The organism is Lentilactobacillus kefiri (genome assembly GCF_009739535.1).
Classification (GTDB): domain Bacteria; phylum Bacillota; class Bacilli; order Lactobacillales; family Lactobacillaceae; genus Lentilactobacillus; species Lentilactobacillus kefiri.
Genome location: NZ_CP029971.1, coordinates 1,027,713 through 1,042,894, shown reverse-complemented (window position 1 = coordinate 1,042,894; position 15,182 = coordinate 1,027,713). Strand labels below are relative to the sequence as shown.

The 15,182-nt window shown below is 42.0% G+C and carries 12 protein-coding genes; 2 read left to right on the top strand and 10 right to left on the bottom strand.

The genetic code is table 11. The annotated features are described in order from the left end of the window. Window positions 1-93: 93 nt before the first annotated feature. From dnaB to DNL43_RS05030, 4 genes are all read right to left on the bottom strand, one after another. On the bottom strand, window positions 94-1,482 hold the full coding sequence (gene dnaB / locus DNL43_RS05045) for a replicative DNA helicase (RefSeq protein ID WP_056981371.1): 1,389 nt from the start codon (window positions 1,480-1,482) through the stop codon (window positions 94-96). Between the two features lie 281 nt (window positions 1,483-1,763). Further along, entirely contained in the window at window positions 1,764-2,216 is a 453-nt protein-coding gene (gene rplI / locus DNL43_RS05040) for a 50S ribosomal protein L9 (RefSeq protein WP_054768911.1), read from the bottom strand. A 39-nt stretch (window positions 2,217-2,255) separates the two neighbouring features. Beyond that, a complete protein-coding gene (locus DNL43_RS05035; RefSeq protein WP_179286790.1) occupies window positions 2,256-4,268 on the bottom strand; it encodes a DHH family phosphoesterase in 2,013 nt (670 codons plus the stop codon). Between the two features lie 273 nt (window positions 4,269-4,541). After that, window positions 4,542-5,933 carry an amino acid permease gene (locus tag DNL43_RS05030; protein WP_056981373.1) on the bottom strand — a complete coding sequence of 464 codons (1,392 nt, stop codon included), beginning with the start codon at window positions 5,931-5,933 and terminating at the stop codon, window positions 4,542-4,544. Window positions 5,934-6,560: 627 nt separating this feature from the next. Between DNL43_RS05030 and nhaC the strand changes: the two genes are divergently transcribed. After that, window positions 6,561-7,976, top strand: a complete 1,416-nt coding sequence (gene nhaC / locus DNL43_RS05025; RefSeq protein WP_056981375.1) for a Na+/H+ antiporter NhaC — start codon at window positions 6,561-6,563, stop codon at window positions 7,974-7,976. Window positions 7,977-8,073: 97 nt separating this feature from the next. Here nhaC and rpsR read toward each other — a convergent pair whose 3' ends face one another. The 4 genes from rpsR to DNL43_RS05005 form a co-directional block, all read right to left on the bottom strand. Continuing rightward, the gene (gene rpsR / locus DNL43_RS05020) at window positions 8,074-8,313 is read right to left on the bottom strand and encodes a 30S ribosomal protein S18 (protein ID WP_013726869.1); all 240 of its coding nucleotides are present in this window, start codon (window positions 8,311-8,313) and stop codon (window positions 8,074-8,076) included. 36 nt (window positions 8,314-8,349) lie between these two features. Continuing rightward, window positions 8,350-8,913: a single-stranded DNA-binding protein gene (gene ssb / locus DNL43_RS05015; RefSeq protein ID WP_054768910.1), complete on the bottom strand. Its 564-nt coding sequence runs from the start codon at window positions 8,911-8,913 to the stop codon at window positions 8,350-8,352. A 34-nt stretch (window positions 8,914-8,947) separates the two neighbouring features. Continuing rightward, window positions 8,948-9,244 (bottom strand): 30S ribosomal protein S6, encoded by a 297-nt coding sequence (rpsF, locus tag DNL43_RS05010; protein ID WP_054768909.1) that lies wholly within the window; start codon window positions 9,242-9,244, stop codon window positions 8,948-8,950. A gap of 211 nt (window positions 9,245-9,455) precedes the next feature. Then, the gene (locus DNL43_RS05005; RefSeq protein WP_011373852.1) at window positions 9,456-10,376 is read right to left on the bottom strand and encodes an IS30-like element ISLsa1 family transposase; all 921 of its coding nucleotides are present in this window, start codon (window positions 10,374-10,376) and stop codon (window positions 9,456-9,458) included. A 304-nt stretch (window positions 10,377-10,680) separates the two neighbouring features. On the opposite strand from DNL43_RS05005, the gene DNL43_RS05000 reads away from it, so the two are divergent. Further along, window positions 10,681-10,872, top strand: coding sequence for a hypothetical protein (locus DNL43_RS05000; protein ID WP_020281443.1), 192 nt, complete (start codon window positions 10,681-10,683; stop codon window positions 10,870-10,872). 196 nt (window positions 10,873-11,068) lie between these two features. Here DNL43_RS05000 and DNL43_RS04995 read toward each other — a convergent pair whose 3' ends face one another. Both DNL43_RS04995 and gyrA read right to left on the bottom strand, forming a co-directional pair. Then, window positions 11,069-12,178, bottom strand: coding sequence for a lactate oxidase (locus DNL43_RS04995; RefSeq protein ID WP_056981377.1), 1,110 nt, complete (start codon window positions 12,176-12,178; stop codon window positions 11,069-11,071). A gap of 216 nt (window positions 12,179-12,394) precedes the next feature. Continuing rightward, window positions 12,395-14,971: a DNA gyrase subunit A gene (gene gyrA, locus DNL43_RS04990; RefSeq protein WP_056981379.1), complete on the bottom strand. Its 2,577-nt coding sequence runs from the start codon at window positions 14,969-14,971 to the stop codon at window positions 12,395-12,397. Window positions 14,972-15,182: the final 211 nt, after the last annotated feature.

The window sequence follows — 15,182 nt, the reverse complement described above, 5'->3', positions numbered from 1 at the left end:
CCGTGGTTGTTATTTTTTTACGCAAAATTCATGATTTATGTACAGTAAAGGCGAGCACTCATATTGAGGTGCTCGCCTTTTTGTACATCATATTTAAGATTGTTGCTGCGCATACGAAATCGACGAAAACTTATTATATGACTTCACGAACAGCAATTTGACCGTTCCACGAGGACCCGATCGGTTCTTTTCAATAATGACTTCAACTTCACCGACGTTGTTCTCATCATCTTCGCCCTCGGAACCGGAATCATCGCTATCATCACCATCTTCATCCCGATAATAATCATCACGGTAAAGAAAGGCAACGATATCGGCATCCTGTTCAATTGAACCGGACTCACGGATATCGGACAATACGGGTCGCTTATCCTGACGCTGTTCAACCCCACGAGAAAGCTGGGATAACGCAATGACAGGAACGTGGAGTTCTTTGGCTAATTTCTTCAACTGCCGCGAAATCCCAGAAACTTCCTGTTGCCGGTTTTCGGCGTTACTGCCTTCAATCAGCTGCAGGTAATCGACCACCACTAAGCCCAGGTTGCCGGACTCTTTGGCAAGTCGACGGCATTTGGCACGGATTTCAGACATCTTAATACCCGCCGTATCATCCATATAAATGTTGGCACGGGACAAACTGCCCATGGCAACAACCAAATTCTGCCATTCGTCTTCGGTTAACTGACCGGTCCGCAAATGGTTGGCATCAATACTACCTTCCGCACAAAGCATCCGGTTAACCAAAGATTCTGCACTCATTTCCAAACTAAAAATGGCAACTGTTTTATCGGTTTTGGTACCCACGTTTTGGGCCAAGTTCAACGCAAAGGCCGTTTTACCAACGGCAGGCCGGGCAGCCAAAATAATTAATTCATCTTTGTGGAGACCAGTGGTAATTTTGTCCAATTCCGGATAGCCGGTTGAAAGACCGGTAACTGCATCCCCTTCTTTAGACAACCGATCAATTTCATTAAAGGCGTTGTTCAAGACTTCTTTGATTGGTTTGAATCCGGACATGGTCCGGTTTTCAGCCACGTTCATAATGTCTCGTTCAGCATCATCCAAGACCGTTGTCACATCATCATCGGTATTGTAGCTATTGGTAACGATGTTGGTCGCAGTTTGAATCAAGCGCCGTAAAATGGCCTTGTCTTTGACGATTTTAGCGTAGTAGGTCACGTTGGCAGCAGTTGGAACAGAACCCGCCAGATCGGCAATATATTCCATTCCACCAACGTCATCCAAGTTATTTTGTTCGGTTAAAATGTTGGTTATCGTCACAACATCGATCGCTTCATCGCGGTCGTTTAACTCAACCATATCTTTATAAATAATCTGGTGAGAATGCTTGTAGAAGTCGTCCGACTCCAAAAACTCCATGGACTCAACCAAAGCATCGGTACTCAGGAAGATAGATCCCAAGACCGCCTTTTCCGCGTCGATATTTTGTGGTGGTAACTCGTTTACAAACTCATTGCTCATATTTATTCCTCAAATTCGTTCACTTTAAATACAATACATAAATTGTAGCACACAACGCCAAAATTCTCGCATGCTTTGATAAGAAAAGGACTGGCTGCAAAATCATCGTAAGTCTACTTAGCAGAAACGTGTTTCGACGGCCAGCTGTATGCCTGCCTAGCCTACTTGGCGACAACCCTGACCGCTACACATAAGTAAAAAATGGCTATCAATGAACAAAGAACGTTCATTAATAGCCATTTTCTACTTATGCACCGCGGCCACCCGGGTCTCGTTGCACGCTATTTTTCAGAAACATGAACCCGAATCTTGGCAGTTACATCAGTGTGCAGCTTAACTGGTACATTGGTGTAACCAGCAACTTTGATTGGCTCAGATAATTCAATCTTACGCTTATCAAGCTTAACCCCGTATTGTTTTTCCAGTGCTGTGGCAATTTGCTTGCTGGGGATTGAACCGAAGAGGCGGCCGTCAGTTCCGGCCTTAGCTTTAAGCTCAACGACAGTCTTGTCGTCTTCGAGCTTGGCCTTCAATTGCTTGGATTCCTCAAGTTCCTCTTCTTCACGTTTTTCTTCAGCCTTTTGTTGGCCTTTAAGTTGGCTCATGGCGGCTTTTGATGCTACCTTTGCCTTTCCATTTTTAATCAGAAAGTTTTGAGCATAGCCGTCAGGAACTTCTTTTACTTCCCCGCGTTTACCCTTGCCACGGACATCTTCCAGAAAAATTACTTTCATAACAGATCACTCCTACTATCCTCAAAAATTTAAATACCTTTATTCATTATCATCGATATTCTTGATCGTTTCAAGCAGCATTTTTTTCACGTCGGCAACCGACTTGTCGGAAACCTGCGTAGCACCGCTGGATAAATGACCGCCACCGCCCATTTGCTCCATAATGACTTGGACGTTGATCGTACCGGTGCTTCGTGCAGAAACCCCGACTAATCCGTCGGCTCGTTTGGTAATAATAAACGATGCATCAACACCCGACATCGTCAATAGAGAATCACAGGCCTGAGCGGCAGTAACCGGATCATAAACCTGATCTTCTTCACCAACAATTAATGCCATATCTTTATGGAAGAATTCAACTTTGGAAATCAAATGATTTCGTTGGAGATAACTGTCGATATTTTCCTTCATAAATTGCTGCATCTCATCGGAATCAGCCCCTGCAGAACGCAGATAACTGGCGGCATCAAATGTTCTGGTACCTGTCCGCATTGAGAAGCGTTGGGTATCAATAAAGATACCGGTCAACATAGCTGTTGCTTCAATCCGGTTGATTGGTTCTTCTTCATGTGGCTGATATTCAAACATTTCGGTAATCAACTCACAGGTTGAAGATGCATATGGTTCAATATAGACCAACATTGGATTTTCAGGGAACTCTTCACCACGACGGTGATGATCGATAATAACAACCTTGGATGACATTCGTTTATATAATTCTTCAGACATACTGATTGATGGCTTCGAATGATCCACCATAATCAGCATACTGCTGTCCGTCACTTTGCTCATAGCTTCTGACGGCGTAATGATTGAATCGGCAATTTCAGGATATTTCTTGGTTGCTTCCAACAATCTCTGAATATCTGAATGGACCTTTTCTTTATCAAGGACAATCCAGCACTTCTTATTATTCATCTGGGCAATTCGTCTGATACCAAGGCAGGCACCAAGTGAATCCATATCCGGTCTTGTATGACCTTGAACAAAGACCTGATCCGAAGCACTCATCAATTCGTTTAAGGCTTGAGAAATCATTCGAGCCCGAACCCGGGTCCGCTTCTCCATTGGGTTGGTCTTACCACCATAGAAACGGGCAGTTCCATCAAGGGATTTGACAACAACCTGGTCACCACCACGACCCAATGCCAGGTCAAGGTTGCTTTGAGCCTGATCTGCCAAGCTATTCAAGTCATCTTCGCCATAGGCGATTCCGATACTCAAAGTCAGTGGGAAGTTCTGCTTGGAAGTTGTTTCACGGACGGTATCCAAAATATTGAACTTATCGTTTTCAATCGCTGTTAACGATTTGGAATAAGCCAATAAGAAGAAGTGATCATCATCAATTTGTTTGAGGAACATGCCATACTTTTGTGACCAAGTGGCCAACTCATTCGTGACATAGTTGCTCAAGTTGGAAATTTCCTGGTCAGTCATTGACTGGGTAATTTCATCATAGTTATCCAAGAAAATCTGCCCAACGGAAATCTGTTCATCGTTGTAACGCTCTTCAAGATTTGCGTAACGGGTAATATCCATTAGATAAATGGAGTTGTATTCCTTTTGAACCAACATGGTGAATTTGTGATCCCGCCATGTAATCGTATGGAATTCATTTGACGCCGCATACTTGGTAATGAGTTTCTGCAGGTCGGGGTCAATATCGGCCATTTTTCGTCCCAGCAGATTTTCATCCTTAAAATACTTAATCATGTATGGGTTGGCCCACTCAACAATCTCGCTGTCATTTAAAATCATGACACCGATGGGCATTTCCAGCAGCGATTCCTGCTCACCACGGTGAATTCGGTATGATAAGTCGGTAATATAGCGATTGGTATCCGAACTAATTTCATTCATCATAACAATGGTAAAAATCAGCCCTACAACACTAATCACAATTAGAATAAGGGAAGCCACAATGTTATATAGAAATGAAATAACGATGCCGTAAATCACGATTAAGGAAATAAAAATCATGATTCTTCTGAGGCGTCGGTTATGAACAAATGGCGGAAGTTCGCCACTGTTGTTTGTAAACCAATTTTTCATATTAATTCCTCTTCATCAATAGCTTAATAGTCTTATTTTACCATAAAACTGGATTCTTAATGATTCCTTCAATTGTTTACCCTTTTTTAACATCTTAAAATATTGCCCAATTATCGTCATTTTCGGCGATATAACAGCCCCTTTACCATGTTGACAATCAAGCTTTTAAATCATCCGCCATATCAGAAATACAAAAAGATTCCCGACTGTTTAACCAGTCAGGAATCCAAGTTTTTATATTAGGAGAAAACGGATTATGTGTTGAAACTGAATCTATTGATCGGTATCGGGAACCAATTTTCTTTGATGCAAATAAGTGGCACCACCGAAAACTGCGGTCCAGACAATGGCTCCGATTGCACCAATAATATCTTCTGGAACGAAGAACAATGAAACAAAGATAACGATAAAGAATGTAATCGTCAGGGGACTCATGATCTTATATGCCGGCATTAAGAAACCATTCGGCAGGAAATCGGCAGACTGACGATACTTTCTGTGTGCCAGCATTGCCAAGGTGTACACGATGATGTACATATCACTGGAAATCCCAGTTACAATAGTGAACACTGACGCCAAGCCGTTGGTTAAACTAATCAGGGGTGTGATCAATACCAGAGCTGCTGAGAAAATGATGGCCGGAGCTGGGACACCATTGTGAGAAATTTTAGCAAACTTCTTGTGCATCCAACTGTCCTCGGGAACCTCGGTTGCCAACTGATAGAAATGTCGGCCGGCAGAGAAGATACAACTGTTGAGTGATGATGCGGCGGAAGTCAAAACCACGAAGTTGATGACCGCTGCGGCAGCCGGCAAACCGGCTAATTTCAACACTTGAACGAAGGGACTGCTGTTAGGGGTGATTGATGACCAGGGGATGATCCCCATGATAATGGTCAAAGCACCAATATAGAAAATCAAGATTCGGATAAGCGTTTCGTTAACCGCCTTTTTAATAACTGTTTGTGGGTTCTTTGCCTCACCAATTGTGATGCTGACAAATTCAATTCCCATGAAAGCAAAGAATACCATTGGAAATGCAGCAATGAAATTAACCCCGCCGTGAGGGAAAAATTGGAAATTACTGAAAAGATTTCCGAGGGTGGCATGGCCAACCGGCGTTACCGAATGACGCAACATCATGAAAATTCCAGTAAATATCAGCGCCAGGATGGCAACGATCTTGATCATAGCAAACCAAAATTCCGCTTCACCAAATAATCTGGCGGCAATCAAATTCACACTGGCTAAAATTGCTAAAAACGCGACTTCAATGATCCAAGCCGGAATCGATGGAAACCAAAATTTGACGTATGTAGCAGTTGCGCTTAGTTCAGCCATACATACAAAGACAAGTCCAATCCAGTACGTCCAGCCGGTAAAGTGACCAACAGTCGGCCCTAAATATCGGGAGATAAAAGAAACAAATGTATGTTGCGAAGGGTCTGAATAAAACATTTCGCCGATTCCACGCATCATGAAGAAGAAAAAGACTCCCAGTACCAAATAAATCAACATAACTGATGGGCCAGTCTTGCTGATGGTGCTTCCGGATCCCAGGAACAACCCGGTACCGATCGTACCGCCAATCGCAATCATCTGAACATGACGATTACTTAACGCTCGCATCGTTCCATCTTGGTTCTCTTGAATTTTTGACTTCATAGGCAACCTCCTAAATAAGAGCAACATAAGAAATAGATTAAAATGTTCTAATGTTAATGGTCTTATATTAGCACACCACGGGAACGTATGTCATGTTTCATGACATTTTGTTATTTTATAAGGCAAAAATGAGGAATATTTAGATATTATTAGGTAAATATGGCAGATCTTTTCACATTATTTACAAAACTATTGTGATTTTTAGTTATCAAGGCTGATTTATGTAAGGATTGACATTGAAAATATTTCTTGGAATTTTTCTCATCAAGTTTTATACTCATTCTAATAATTAAAGTCGAATTACATGAAGTAGTTCCTTATCTGGGTGTCAGGAAGTTGGTGGTTGCTGCGAACCAATCAGGGTAAGGTTACGAAATACCGTAATATCACGACAATGGTCAATAACTAGAATCCATTATCTTCTAGTGAGCGGTGTATCTTTGATACACAAGTTGGGTGGTACCACGGTAAAAATCGTCCCTATTGCATTTATATGTAATAGGGACGATTTTTTTGACTTTAAGGGGGATTTATCATGAGAAGAACAACAAACGGCGGCATGCCTCGATATAGGTCAACTGAATTACTGTAAGAACAAAAATCTAACAATAAAAAGAGGTTGGCACTATGAGAAACAGCAAAGTAAGTTTAAGAGAAGCAATTTTAGTTTTAGTTATCGCATTAGCCATTATGGGAACCGGCGTGATTGGTTTGGGCCTGTCACCCCAAGTTCCAGTATTACTAGCAATTACCGTGACCATTTTTTGGGCAAAGATAACCGGATTTAGCTGGGATGAAATTAACGCCGGGATCAAGGATGGCATTGACAAAGGAATCATCCCCATCGTCATCTTTATCTTAATTGGCGCCATGATCAGTACCTGGATCGCTGCCGGAACCATCCCGACTTTGATGGTCATCGGTTTCAAAGCAATCAGTGCTCAATGGTTCTTACCAACGGTCTTTCTGGTTTGTTCACTAGTAGGAGCTGCAGTTGGAAGTTGTTTCACAGTTGTCTCAACTGTCGGCATCGCATTCTTCGGTATCGGCGTTACCATGAGTTTCAATCCGGCACTGGTAGCCGGAGCTATTATATCCGGTGGAATCTTCGGTGATAAATGTTCACCACTTTCCGAGACCAACAACTTGGCGGCAGCGGTTGTCGACACCGATTTGTTTGATCACATGAAAACCATTCTTTGGTCGACTGTTCCGGCCGCAACGATCTCCACAATTGCCTTTGCCGTTCTCGGCATGGGTCATAACCACGCCGACATGAACAAAATCAATACCACAGTGGCTGCGTTAAACAGTGATTTCCACATTTCGATTGTGGCATTAATTCCTATCGTTTTAGTATTCATTTGTGCAGCGTTCAAAATGGCTGCCATTCCAACCATGTTGCTTAACATTTTCGTATCAACAGCAATGATGTTTGTAAACAACGCTGGTTTGACTATCACTAAAGCCAGCACGATCATTACCAACGGTTTTGTCGCAAAAACTTCAAATAATGAAGTCAACCTGTTACTTTCCCGTGGTGGGATTGTCAGCATGATGCCCACCGTTGCTTTGATTGTCCTGACCTTATCCCTTGGTGGTTTATTGGTTCATTTTGGCCTTATCAGCGCGATTATGTCACCACTTGCCACTCACTTGAACAACTCGGCAAAATTGATTACAGCTGCTTTAGGAGCCTGCATTGGGGTCAATATCTTTATTGGTGAACAATTCTTATCAATCATCCTCCCAGGCCGGGCATTCAAAAAGACGTTCAATAACGATGGCCTTGCCAGCCGGGCACTTGGGCGAGTACTCGAAGATGGCGGTACCGTATTAAACTACCTGGTTCCCTGGGGCGTTGGGGGTGTCTTCATTGCCAACACTTTAGGCGTTCCAACAATTCAGTACCTGCCATTTGTCTTCTTCAGCCTGCTTTGCCCAATCTTCTCATTACTGAGTGGATTTACCGGCGTCGGATTGAAGAAATTAGAATCCAATCAATCAGTTAAAAATGCCAAACCGGCGACAAATGAAAACTAATCATGAGATACTAACAGCCTCCCAACACATCAATTGGGAGGCTGTTTTTGGATACAAAAAAAGCCATCCCCTAAAGGATGACTTTGATAAATCATTATTAGTCGGCAGCAACGAAAGGCATCAAGCCCATGATACGTGCACGTTTAATAGCAATTGTTAAAGCACGTTGGTTCTTTGCGCTAGTTCCAGTAACACGACGTGGAAGAATCTTTCCACGTTCTGAAACAAATCGCTTCAATAAATCGATATCTTTGTAATCGATGTATTCGATGTGATTTGCAGCAATAAAATCAACTTTACGACGACGACGACCGCCGCCACGTCTTTGATATGCCATAGTTTTTCCTCCTCGAAAATTTACTTTACCAATTCATTAGAATGGTAAATCATCATCGGAAATGTCAATTGAATCCCCGGAGTTGGCGAATGGATCGTTAGGATTATTGTTCCCGCCGTTACCATTATTTCCACCATTGTTGTTGGTAGGTTTGCTACCGCCATTATTGTTGGAATTGCCACCGTTACCAGGATTTGAATTATTATCAAATGGATTGGCATTGCCGTTATTTTGTTGAGGAGCATTTCCATTTTGCTGACCATTTGAGTTGTTCCTTGCAGAACGAGGCTCAAGCAATGCAAAATTCTCTACTACAACTTCAGTCACATAAACTCGTTGTCCCTGTGCGTTTTCGTAATTTCTGGTCTGAATCCGACCATCAATTCCAACAAGAGAACCTTTATGAACGAAGTTGGCAAAGTTTTCAGCGGATTTTCGCCAGATTACGCAGTTAATGAAATCAGCCTCTCGTTCCCCCTGTTGATTGGTAAATTGCCGATCAACGGCAAGTGAGAACGAACCGACAGCGGTTCCGCTTTGAGTGTATCGTAAATCAACATCGCGGGTTAGGCGACCCGTAAGAACTGCACGATTAAGCATGCTGAATTTGCTCCTCTCATATTAGAATGAATTATTAGTCGTCACGAACAACGATCATATGACGTAAGATATCGTCATTGATTTTTGAAAGACGATCAAATTCGTTAAGTGGCTTGTCAGTATCAGTAGTTAAAGTAATAACGTGATATGCTCCTTCGTTATAACCACCAATTTCGTAAGCAAAACGACGCTTTGACCAGTCTTTTGAACTTAATACCTTGGCACCATTGTCAGTCAAGATCTTGTCGAATCGTTCAATCAATGCAGATTTTGCAGATTCTTCAACATCAGGACGGATGATGTAAGTAATTTCGTATTTCTTTTCTTCCATGATTTGCACCTCCTTGTGGACTTATGGCCCTCTACCCGAGAGCAAGGAGAGTTTCTGTATTTACCCAGATACTCACAATATAAAACTATAACACGTGTGGACCTAAATATCAATTGCCTAATTGATGATTGACGATACAGTAATTATATACGACTAAAAACATTAAAAGTATTTTTTCTGATAAATATTTTTCAACTGGCAAATTACAAGTTTAATCCGAACAAGCCCGGAATCTTTCAATGGCAGTCTGTTGATGATGTATTTTTAATGGTCGTTGATTAATTAGTTCAAGTGCTGCTAGGATCTCATCAGTCGTTACTTGGCTAAAATTGGTCTTTTTCGGGAAGAACCAGCGTAACCGTCTATTAAAATATTCATTGGAACCTCGCTCCCATGGTGAATATGGATGGCAAAAATAAACTTTGATCTGATAATCCTGTTCTAAGGCCTGATAATTGGCAAACTCTTTACCATGATCAACAGTAATGGATTTTACTTGGGGACCGAAGGCCCCCATAAACTTGCCAAAGGCGGTGTTTAGAGCCTTAGCCGTTCTATTAGGGGCTTTGATGGCCCATAGAAGTCGGGTCTTACGTTCTACGAATGTAACCAGACATGATCGTGACTCACTTCGACTAGAAAGCACCGTATCTACTTCCCAATGACCAAAAGCTAACCGTTGATTAACAGTTGTTGGCCGTTGTTCGATGGAAGTCCCACTTGTAAATTTCCCACGATTTTCGCTCACTCGGTGCTGGCGGACATTCCGATTGGGTAGATCAGTCAATTTGAAGGGGAGCCAGCCACGATTAAGCCAATTATAAATTGACGCAGTGCTCAAGTTATAAGCGGCCGCAATGGTTTCTGGTGACCAGGTTAATCGTAAGTGATTGGTAATTAAAGTCGCTAATGCTGCCGTCAGCATCGAACGACGACCGCAATTCCGCCTTTTGCGATCTGCATCTTGCTGAGCTAATTCTGGATCATAAGGTTTAACCCGGTCCAACTCATAGCTAATCGTAGCTTTGGCGACGCCTAAGGCGTCAGCCATTACTTGGTAAGATTTATTCCCCTCATTGACCAGTTGTGCTAGTGCGCCACGTTGAAAACGTGATAAAGTAGATGTACCCAAAGTAATCACTCCCTATATTGGTTGGAATTAGCTACTACCATTGTAAGTGATTGCTTTGGGCTTTTTAATTTCTGTTCGGATTAATTATAGAATTTGCCAACTGAATTAAATAATTCCTTAATAATTTCAGATCCGCTGCAGCACTAAGGATTGCTCCCTGAGTCATCGAAAATGGTTTACCAGATACTTGACTCTTATTCTATTGGAAGTACACTTATATCAATTCCAAAATAATAAGTCGTTTTGGAAACGCTTTTCTGTATGTGTACCAAGACTTAACAAAAATAATGAAACGAGGAATTCAATGACACTTTTAATTTTAACCATAGTTGGACTTTCAGCCTTTTACTACTTCAGAAGTTCTCAATCAAATAACCATTCAAATCGCTATCAAAATAGCCAGGATCCTCATGCATACGCATATGCACGCAATGAACATCCTGAAATTTTGGACAAGGGCCAGACGACTGGCCGACCACGAAAAAATATTAACTAAATAAAATCCGTTTCAAAAACAGCGCTCCTCAATAATGAGGAACGCTGTTTTTTAACATATTTTGTGGGAAAAGAACACGGGGAATGTTCTAATACTGTGCAACGCAACGGGAATCCTCTAAATAATTTCCCATATGAGAACAGAATGGATGACCAGTCTGTTAGAGGATGCCCATTGATGGGAAGTTACACACTAATTAATATTTAATGTTTATAAGGTTTGTCTTCTTAACATCGGCAATTGTCTTAGTTCCGGCTAATTGCATGATGATCTTCAACTCGTCACCAAGGTGTTCAAAGACTGATTGAACTCCTTGTGCACCACCAAGAGCCAAACCATAAATAGCTGGACGACCCATAGCAACCAAATCAGCACCTGAAGCAAGTGCTTTGAAAGCATCTGATCCACGGCGAACACCAGAATCAAAGATAACTGGAACTTGGCCGTTAACAGCTTTGGCAACGTCTTCCAAAACATCAAATGATGCAGGACCACCATTTAATTGACGGCCACCGTGATTTGATACATAGACACCGGCAGCACCGGCACCGATTGCGTAAAGGGCGTCTTCTGGTGATTCGATTCCTTTAACGATAACTGGTAAATCAGTGTAATCAGCGATCTTCTTAACATCGTCTGGACCAATCTTTTGGGCAGCTGATGCGTAAATTTCACCGATTCCCTTACCTTTACCATCGCCTTCACTAAACTTGGTCAAGTTGGCCATTGGAATTGGGAACTGGAAGTTGTTCTTAATGTCATCTTCACGATAACCATCAACAGTTGCGTCAACAGTTAAGATAATGCCCTTAACGCCAGCCTTTTTAGCTTCGTCAAGCAATGAGTAGTTAAAGTCCCAATCCTTGCTCATGTAAAGTTGGAAGAATTGAGGAGCACCATCACCGGCAGCGGCAGTATCAGCAATTGAAGTTGATGAATAAGTACTTTGAGCCATCAAGCCACCAACAGCAGCAAGACCCTTGGCAGTATCCTTTTCACCTTGTGAGTGAGCCAATCCTTGAGCAGCGGTTGGAGCCATCATAATAGGTGTCTTCAATGGAATACCAAAAACGTTGGTATCCAATTCAGGCTTCTCAATGTTGCTCAATGCACGAGGAACAATTTGCTTGTGGGTAAATGCTTTACGGTTAGCTTTTAAAGTCCAGTTGTTTTCTGAACCACCGGCAATGTAACCAAATCCACCGGTAGGAATGATTTGCTTTGCTTTTTCTTCCAAATCTTCCAAGTTTAAAATATCTAATTTTTGTTCGTTATCGTTTTGTTTGTAACCATTAACAACAGTCATGAATGAACTACCTCCAGGTAAATGTATTTTAATCCTTACCCATAGAATATCACTTACATAAAGTAAGTCAAAGAATATGCTCAATTATTTTCACAAAGTTTTCAAATCATTTGCAGAAATAGTGGAAGTTTTAAATTGTTTCACGTGAAACAGGGTACAAAAAAGCCGGTGCGAGAATGACTCTCACATCGGCTTTTTAATATCTATATTTAATGATTATTGATTATCTGAATTTGAATCTTGATCATTATCCTGCTTGGACTCATCGGTTGCTTGATCATCATCGGAATTCTCATCCTTTGATTGATCATCTTCGGAATCATCCTGCTTTTCAACCTTAGCCATTGTTGCAACCTTGGCACCATCATTCATTCTGATCAAATGAACACCAAGGGTTGCCCGGCCGGTTTGAGAAACATCTTCAACACTGAATCGGATCATGACACCCTGATCAGTGATCAGCATAATATCCTCTTCACCGTTAACAGTTGTCAATCCGGAAAGTGGCCCATTCTTTTCAGTAATGTTGGCAGTCTTGATACCCTTACCACCACGACCTTTAATTGGGTATTCGGCAGCTGGAGTTCGTTTACCATATCCGTTTTCAGAAATGATAAAGACTTCGCTGTCGGGTTTCAAGATATCAGAACCAACGACGTAATCATTTTCACGTAATCTGACACCCCGGACACCGGTTGCGGAACGTCCCATTGAACGAACATCGGCAGCGTTAAAGCTGACCGCATATCCACGATGGGTTCCAATAATAATGTTTTGATCTTTATCAGCAATCAAAACGTTGCTGACTTGATCGCCATCTTTAAGGTTAATCGCCTTCAGACCATTACTACGGATGTTGGCAAAATCTGAGACCGGTGTGCGCTTAACAGTTCCCATCAAAGTCACAAAGAAGAGATCTTTTTCAATATCTTTGTTCTTATCAGAAACGTTGATCACAGCCTGAATCTTTTCATTGTTACCAATGTTCAACAGGTTAATAACTGGAATTCCCTTGGCTGAACGGCCGTATTCAGGAATTTCATAACCCTTCATCCGATAAACCTTACCGGCATCGGTGAAGAATAACAGAACATCATGGGTTGAGGTAGATACTAAATGTTCAACGAAATCATCGTTATGAACACCCATCCCTTGAACACCACGACCACCACGGTTTTGAGCTTTAAACTCTGAAGTTGGAAGTCGCTTGATGTAACCATTATGCGTCAACGAAATAATGACGTCTTCTTCTTCAATTAAATCTTCATCTTCAAGACTGAGAACTTCACCAACCAACAGTTCAGTTCTACGTGGATCACCAAATTTCTTTTGGATTTCCAGTAATTCTTGATAAATGATTTGGTTGACTCGTTCACGGCTGGCAAGAATTGCTTTGTATTCTTCGATGTCTTTCATCAATTGATTGTATTCTTTATCAATCTTTTCGCGTTCCAAACCGGTCAAACGGACCAGACGCATGTCCAGGATTGCTTGAGCCTGTTTGTCATCAAGACCGAAGCCTTCAATCAATTGGTTCTTGGCAACATCCCCGGTCTGTGATCCACGGATGATCTTGATAATTTCATCAATATGATCAAGCGCAATTCTCAAACCTTCAAGAATGTGAGCTCTTGCCTGAGCCTTATTCAATTCATATTTTGTCCGTCGTTGAATAACTTCAACTTGGTGTTCCAAGTAGTAATTTAAGATCTCTTTTAAGCTGAGGATCTTTGGAGTTCCTTTAACGATCGCCAACATGTTGAAGCTGAATGAAGTCTGCATCAACGTTAATTTATACAGGTTGTTCAAGATAACTTCTGCACTGGCATCCCGCCGAACATCGATGACGACCCGCATTCCTTCACGGTCAGACTCATCGTTAATATCGGTGATTCCTTCAATTCGCTTATCACGAGCTAATTCAGCAATTCGCTCAATTAATTTGGCTTTGTTAACCATGTAAGGCAATTCGGTAGCAATGATTCTTTGTTTGCCGCCTGCTTCACCTTCAATTTCAACTTTGGCACGGACAATGATTGATCCTTTACCAGTTTCATAAGCTTTCCGGATTCCGGACTTACCCATGACAACTCCACCGGTTGGGAAATCAGGTCCTGGCAAAACTTCCATCAAATCTGCTGTGGTAGCGTCGGGGTTCTTCATCAAAACATGAATTGCACTGATAACTTCCGACAAATTGTGAGGTGGAATGTTAGTCGCCATACCAACGGCAATTCCTGACGCTCCGTTAACAAGGAGGTTGGGGAATCGTGATGGCAAAACGGTTGGTTCACGTTCGGTTCCATCGTAGTTGGGTTGGAAATCAATGGTATCTTTGTTGATATCCCGCAGCATTTCCATGGCAATTTTACTTAAACGGGCTTCGGTATAACGCATCGCCGCAGCACCATCACCATCGACTGAACCAAAGTTTCCGTGACCATCAACCAACATATAACGGTAACTGAAATCTTGAGCCATCCGAACCATTGATTCATAAACAGCCGTGTCACCATGGGGATGATACTTACCTAAAACATCCCCAACAATTCTGGCTGATTTTTTATAAGGTTTATCAGGTGTAACACCCAATTCATGCATATCATACAAAATACGTCGGTGAACAGGCTTTAACCCATCACGGACATCAGGAAGCGCACGGGCAACAATAACACTCATGGCGTAGTCAAGAAATGACGTTCGCATTTTTTTAGACAGATCAACGTTGGTCACTCGACCAGCAATTGGTTGATCATGGTTGTCTTTATTATTCGCCAAATTATTTACCTCCATTCATGGGTTTCGTTCTGATGTTTCATGTGAAACATTTTTGATTTTTCGTTTGTTGGTGGGGTTTCGGTTGAGGGGTTTGTGGTTGTTCTGATGCTACCTAGCCGAAACGTGTTTCGACGCAACTGATGCTAACTTCTAAGCGTGCTTTGACTCAAACCCAAAATCAGGGTTTCAGCCAAAACACCCTTAGAAACCGCATCACCCGTTGCTC

Excerpts from the sequence above, each read along its gene's own strand:
- dnaB (WP_056981371.1), bottom strand. The coding sequence starts at position 1,482 with ATGAGCAATGAGTTTGTAAACGAGTTACCACCACAAAATATCGACGCG.
- rplI (WP_054768911.1), bottom strand. The coding sequence starts at position 2,216 with ATGAAAGTAATTTTTCTGGAAGATGTCCGTGGCAAGGGTAAACGCGGG.
- DNL43_RS05035 (WP_179286790.1), bottom strand. The coding sequence starts at position 4,268 with ATGAAAAATTGGTTTACAAACAACAGTGGCGAACTTCCGCCATTTGTT.
- DNL43_RS05030 (WP_056981373.1), bottom strand. The coding sequence starts at position 5,933 with ATGAAGTCAAAAATTCAAGAGAACCAAGATGGAACGATGCGAGCGTTA.
- nhaC (WP_056981375.1), top strand. The coding sequence starts at position 6,561 with ATGAGAAACAGCAAAGTAAGTTTAAGAGAAGCAATTTTAGTTTTAGTT.
- rpsR (WP_013726869.1), bottom strand. The coding sequence starts at position 8,313 with ATGGCATATCAAAGACGTGGCGGCGGTCGTCGTCGTCGTAAAGTTGAT.
- ssb (WP_054768910.1), bottom strand. The coding sequence starts at position 8,913 with ATGCTTAATCGTGCAGTTCTTACGGGTCGCCTAACCCGCGATGTTGAT.
- rpsF (WP_054768909.1), bottom strand. The coding sequence starts at position 9,244 with ATGGAAGAAAAGAAATACGAAATTACTTACATCATCCGTCCTGATGTT.
- DNL43_RS05000 (WP_020281443.1), top strand. The coding sequence starts at position 10,681 with ATGACACTTTTAATTTTAACCATAGTTGGACTTTCAGCCTTTTACTAC.
- DNL43_RS04995 (WP_056981377.1), bottom strand. The coding sequence starts at position 12,178 with ATGACTGTTGTTAATGGTTACAAACAAAACGATAACGAACAAAAATTA.
- gyrA (WP_056981379.1), bottom strand. The coding sequence starts at position 14,971 with ATGGAGGTAAATAATTTGGCGAATAATAAAGACAACCATGATCAACCA.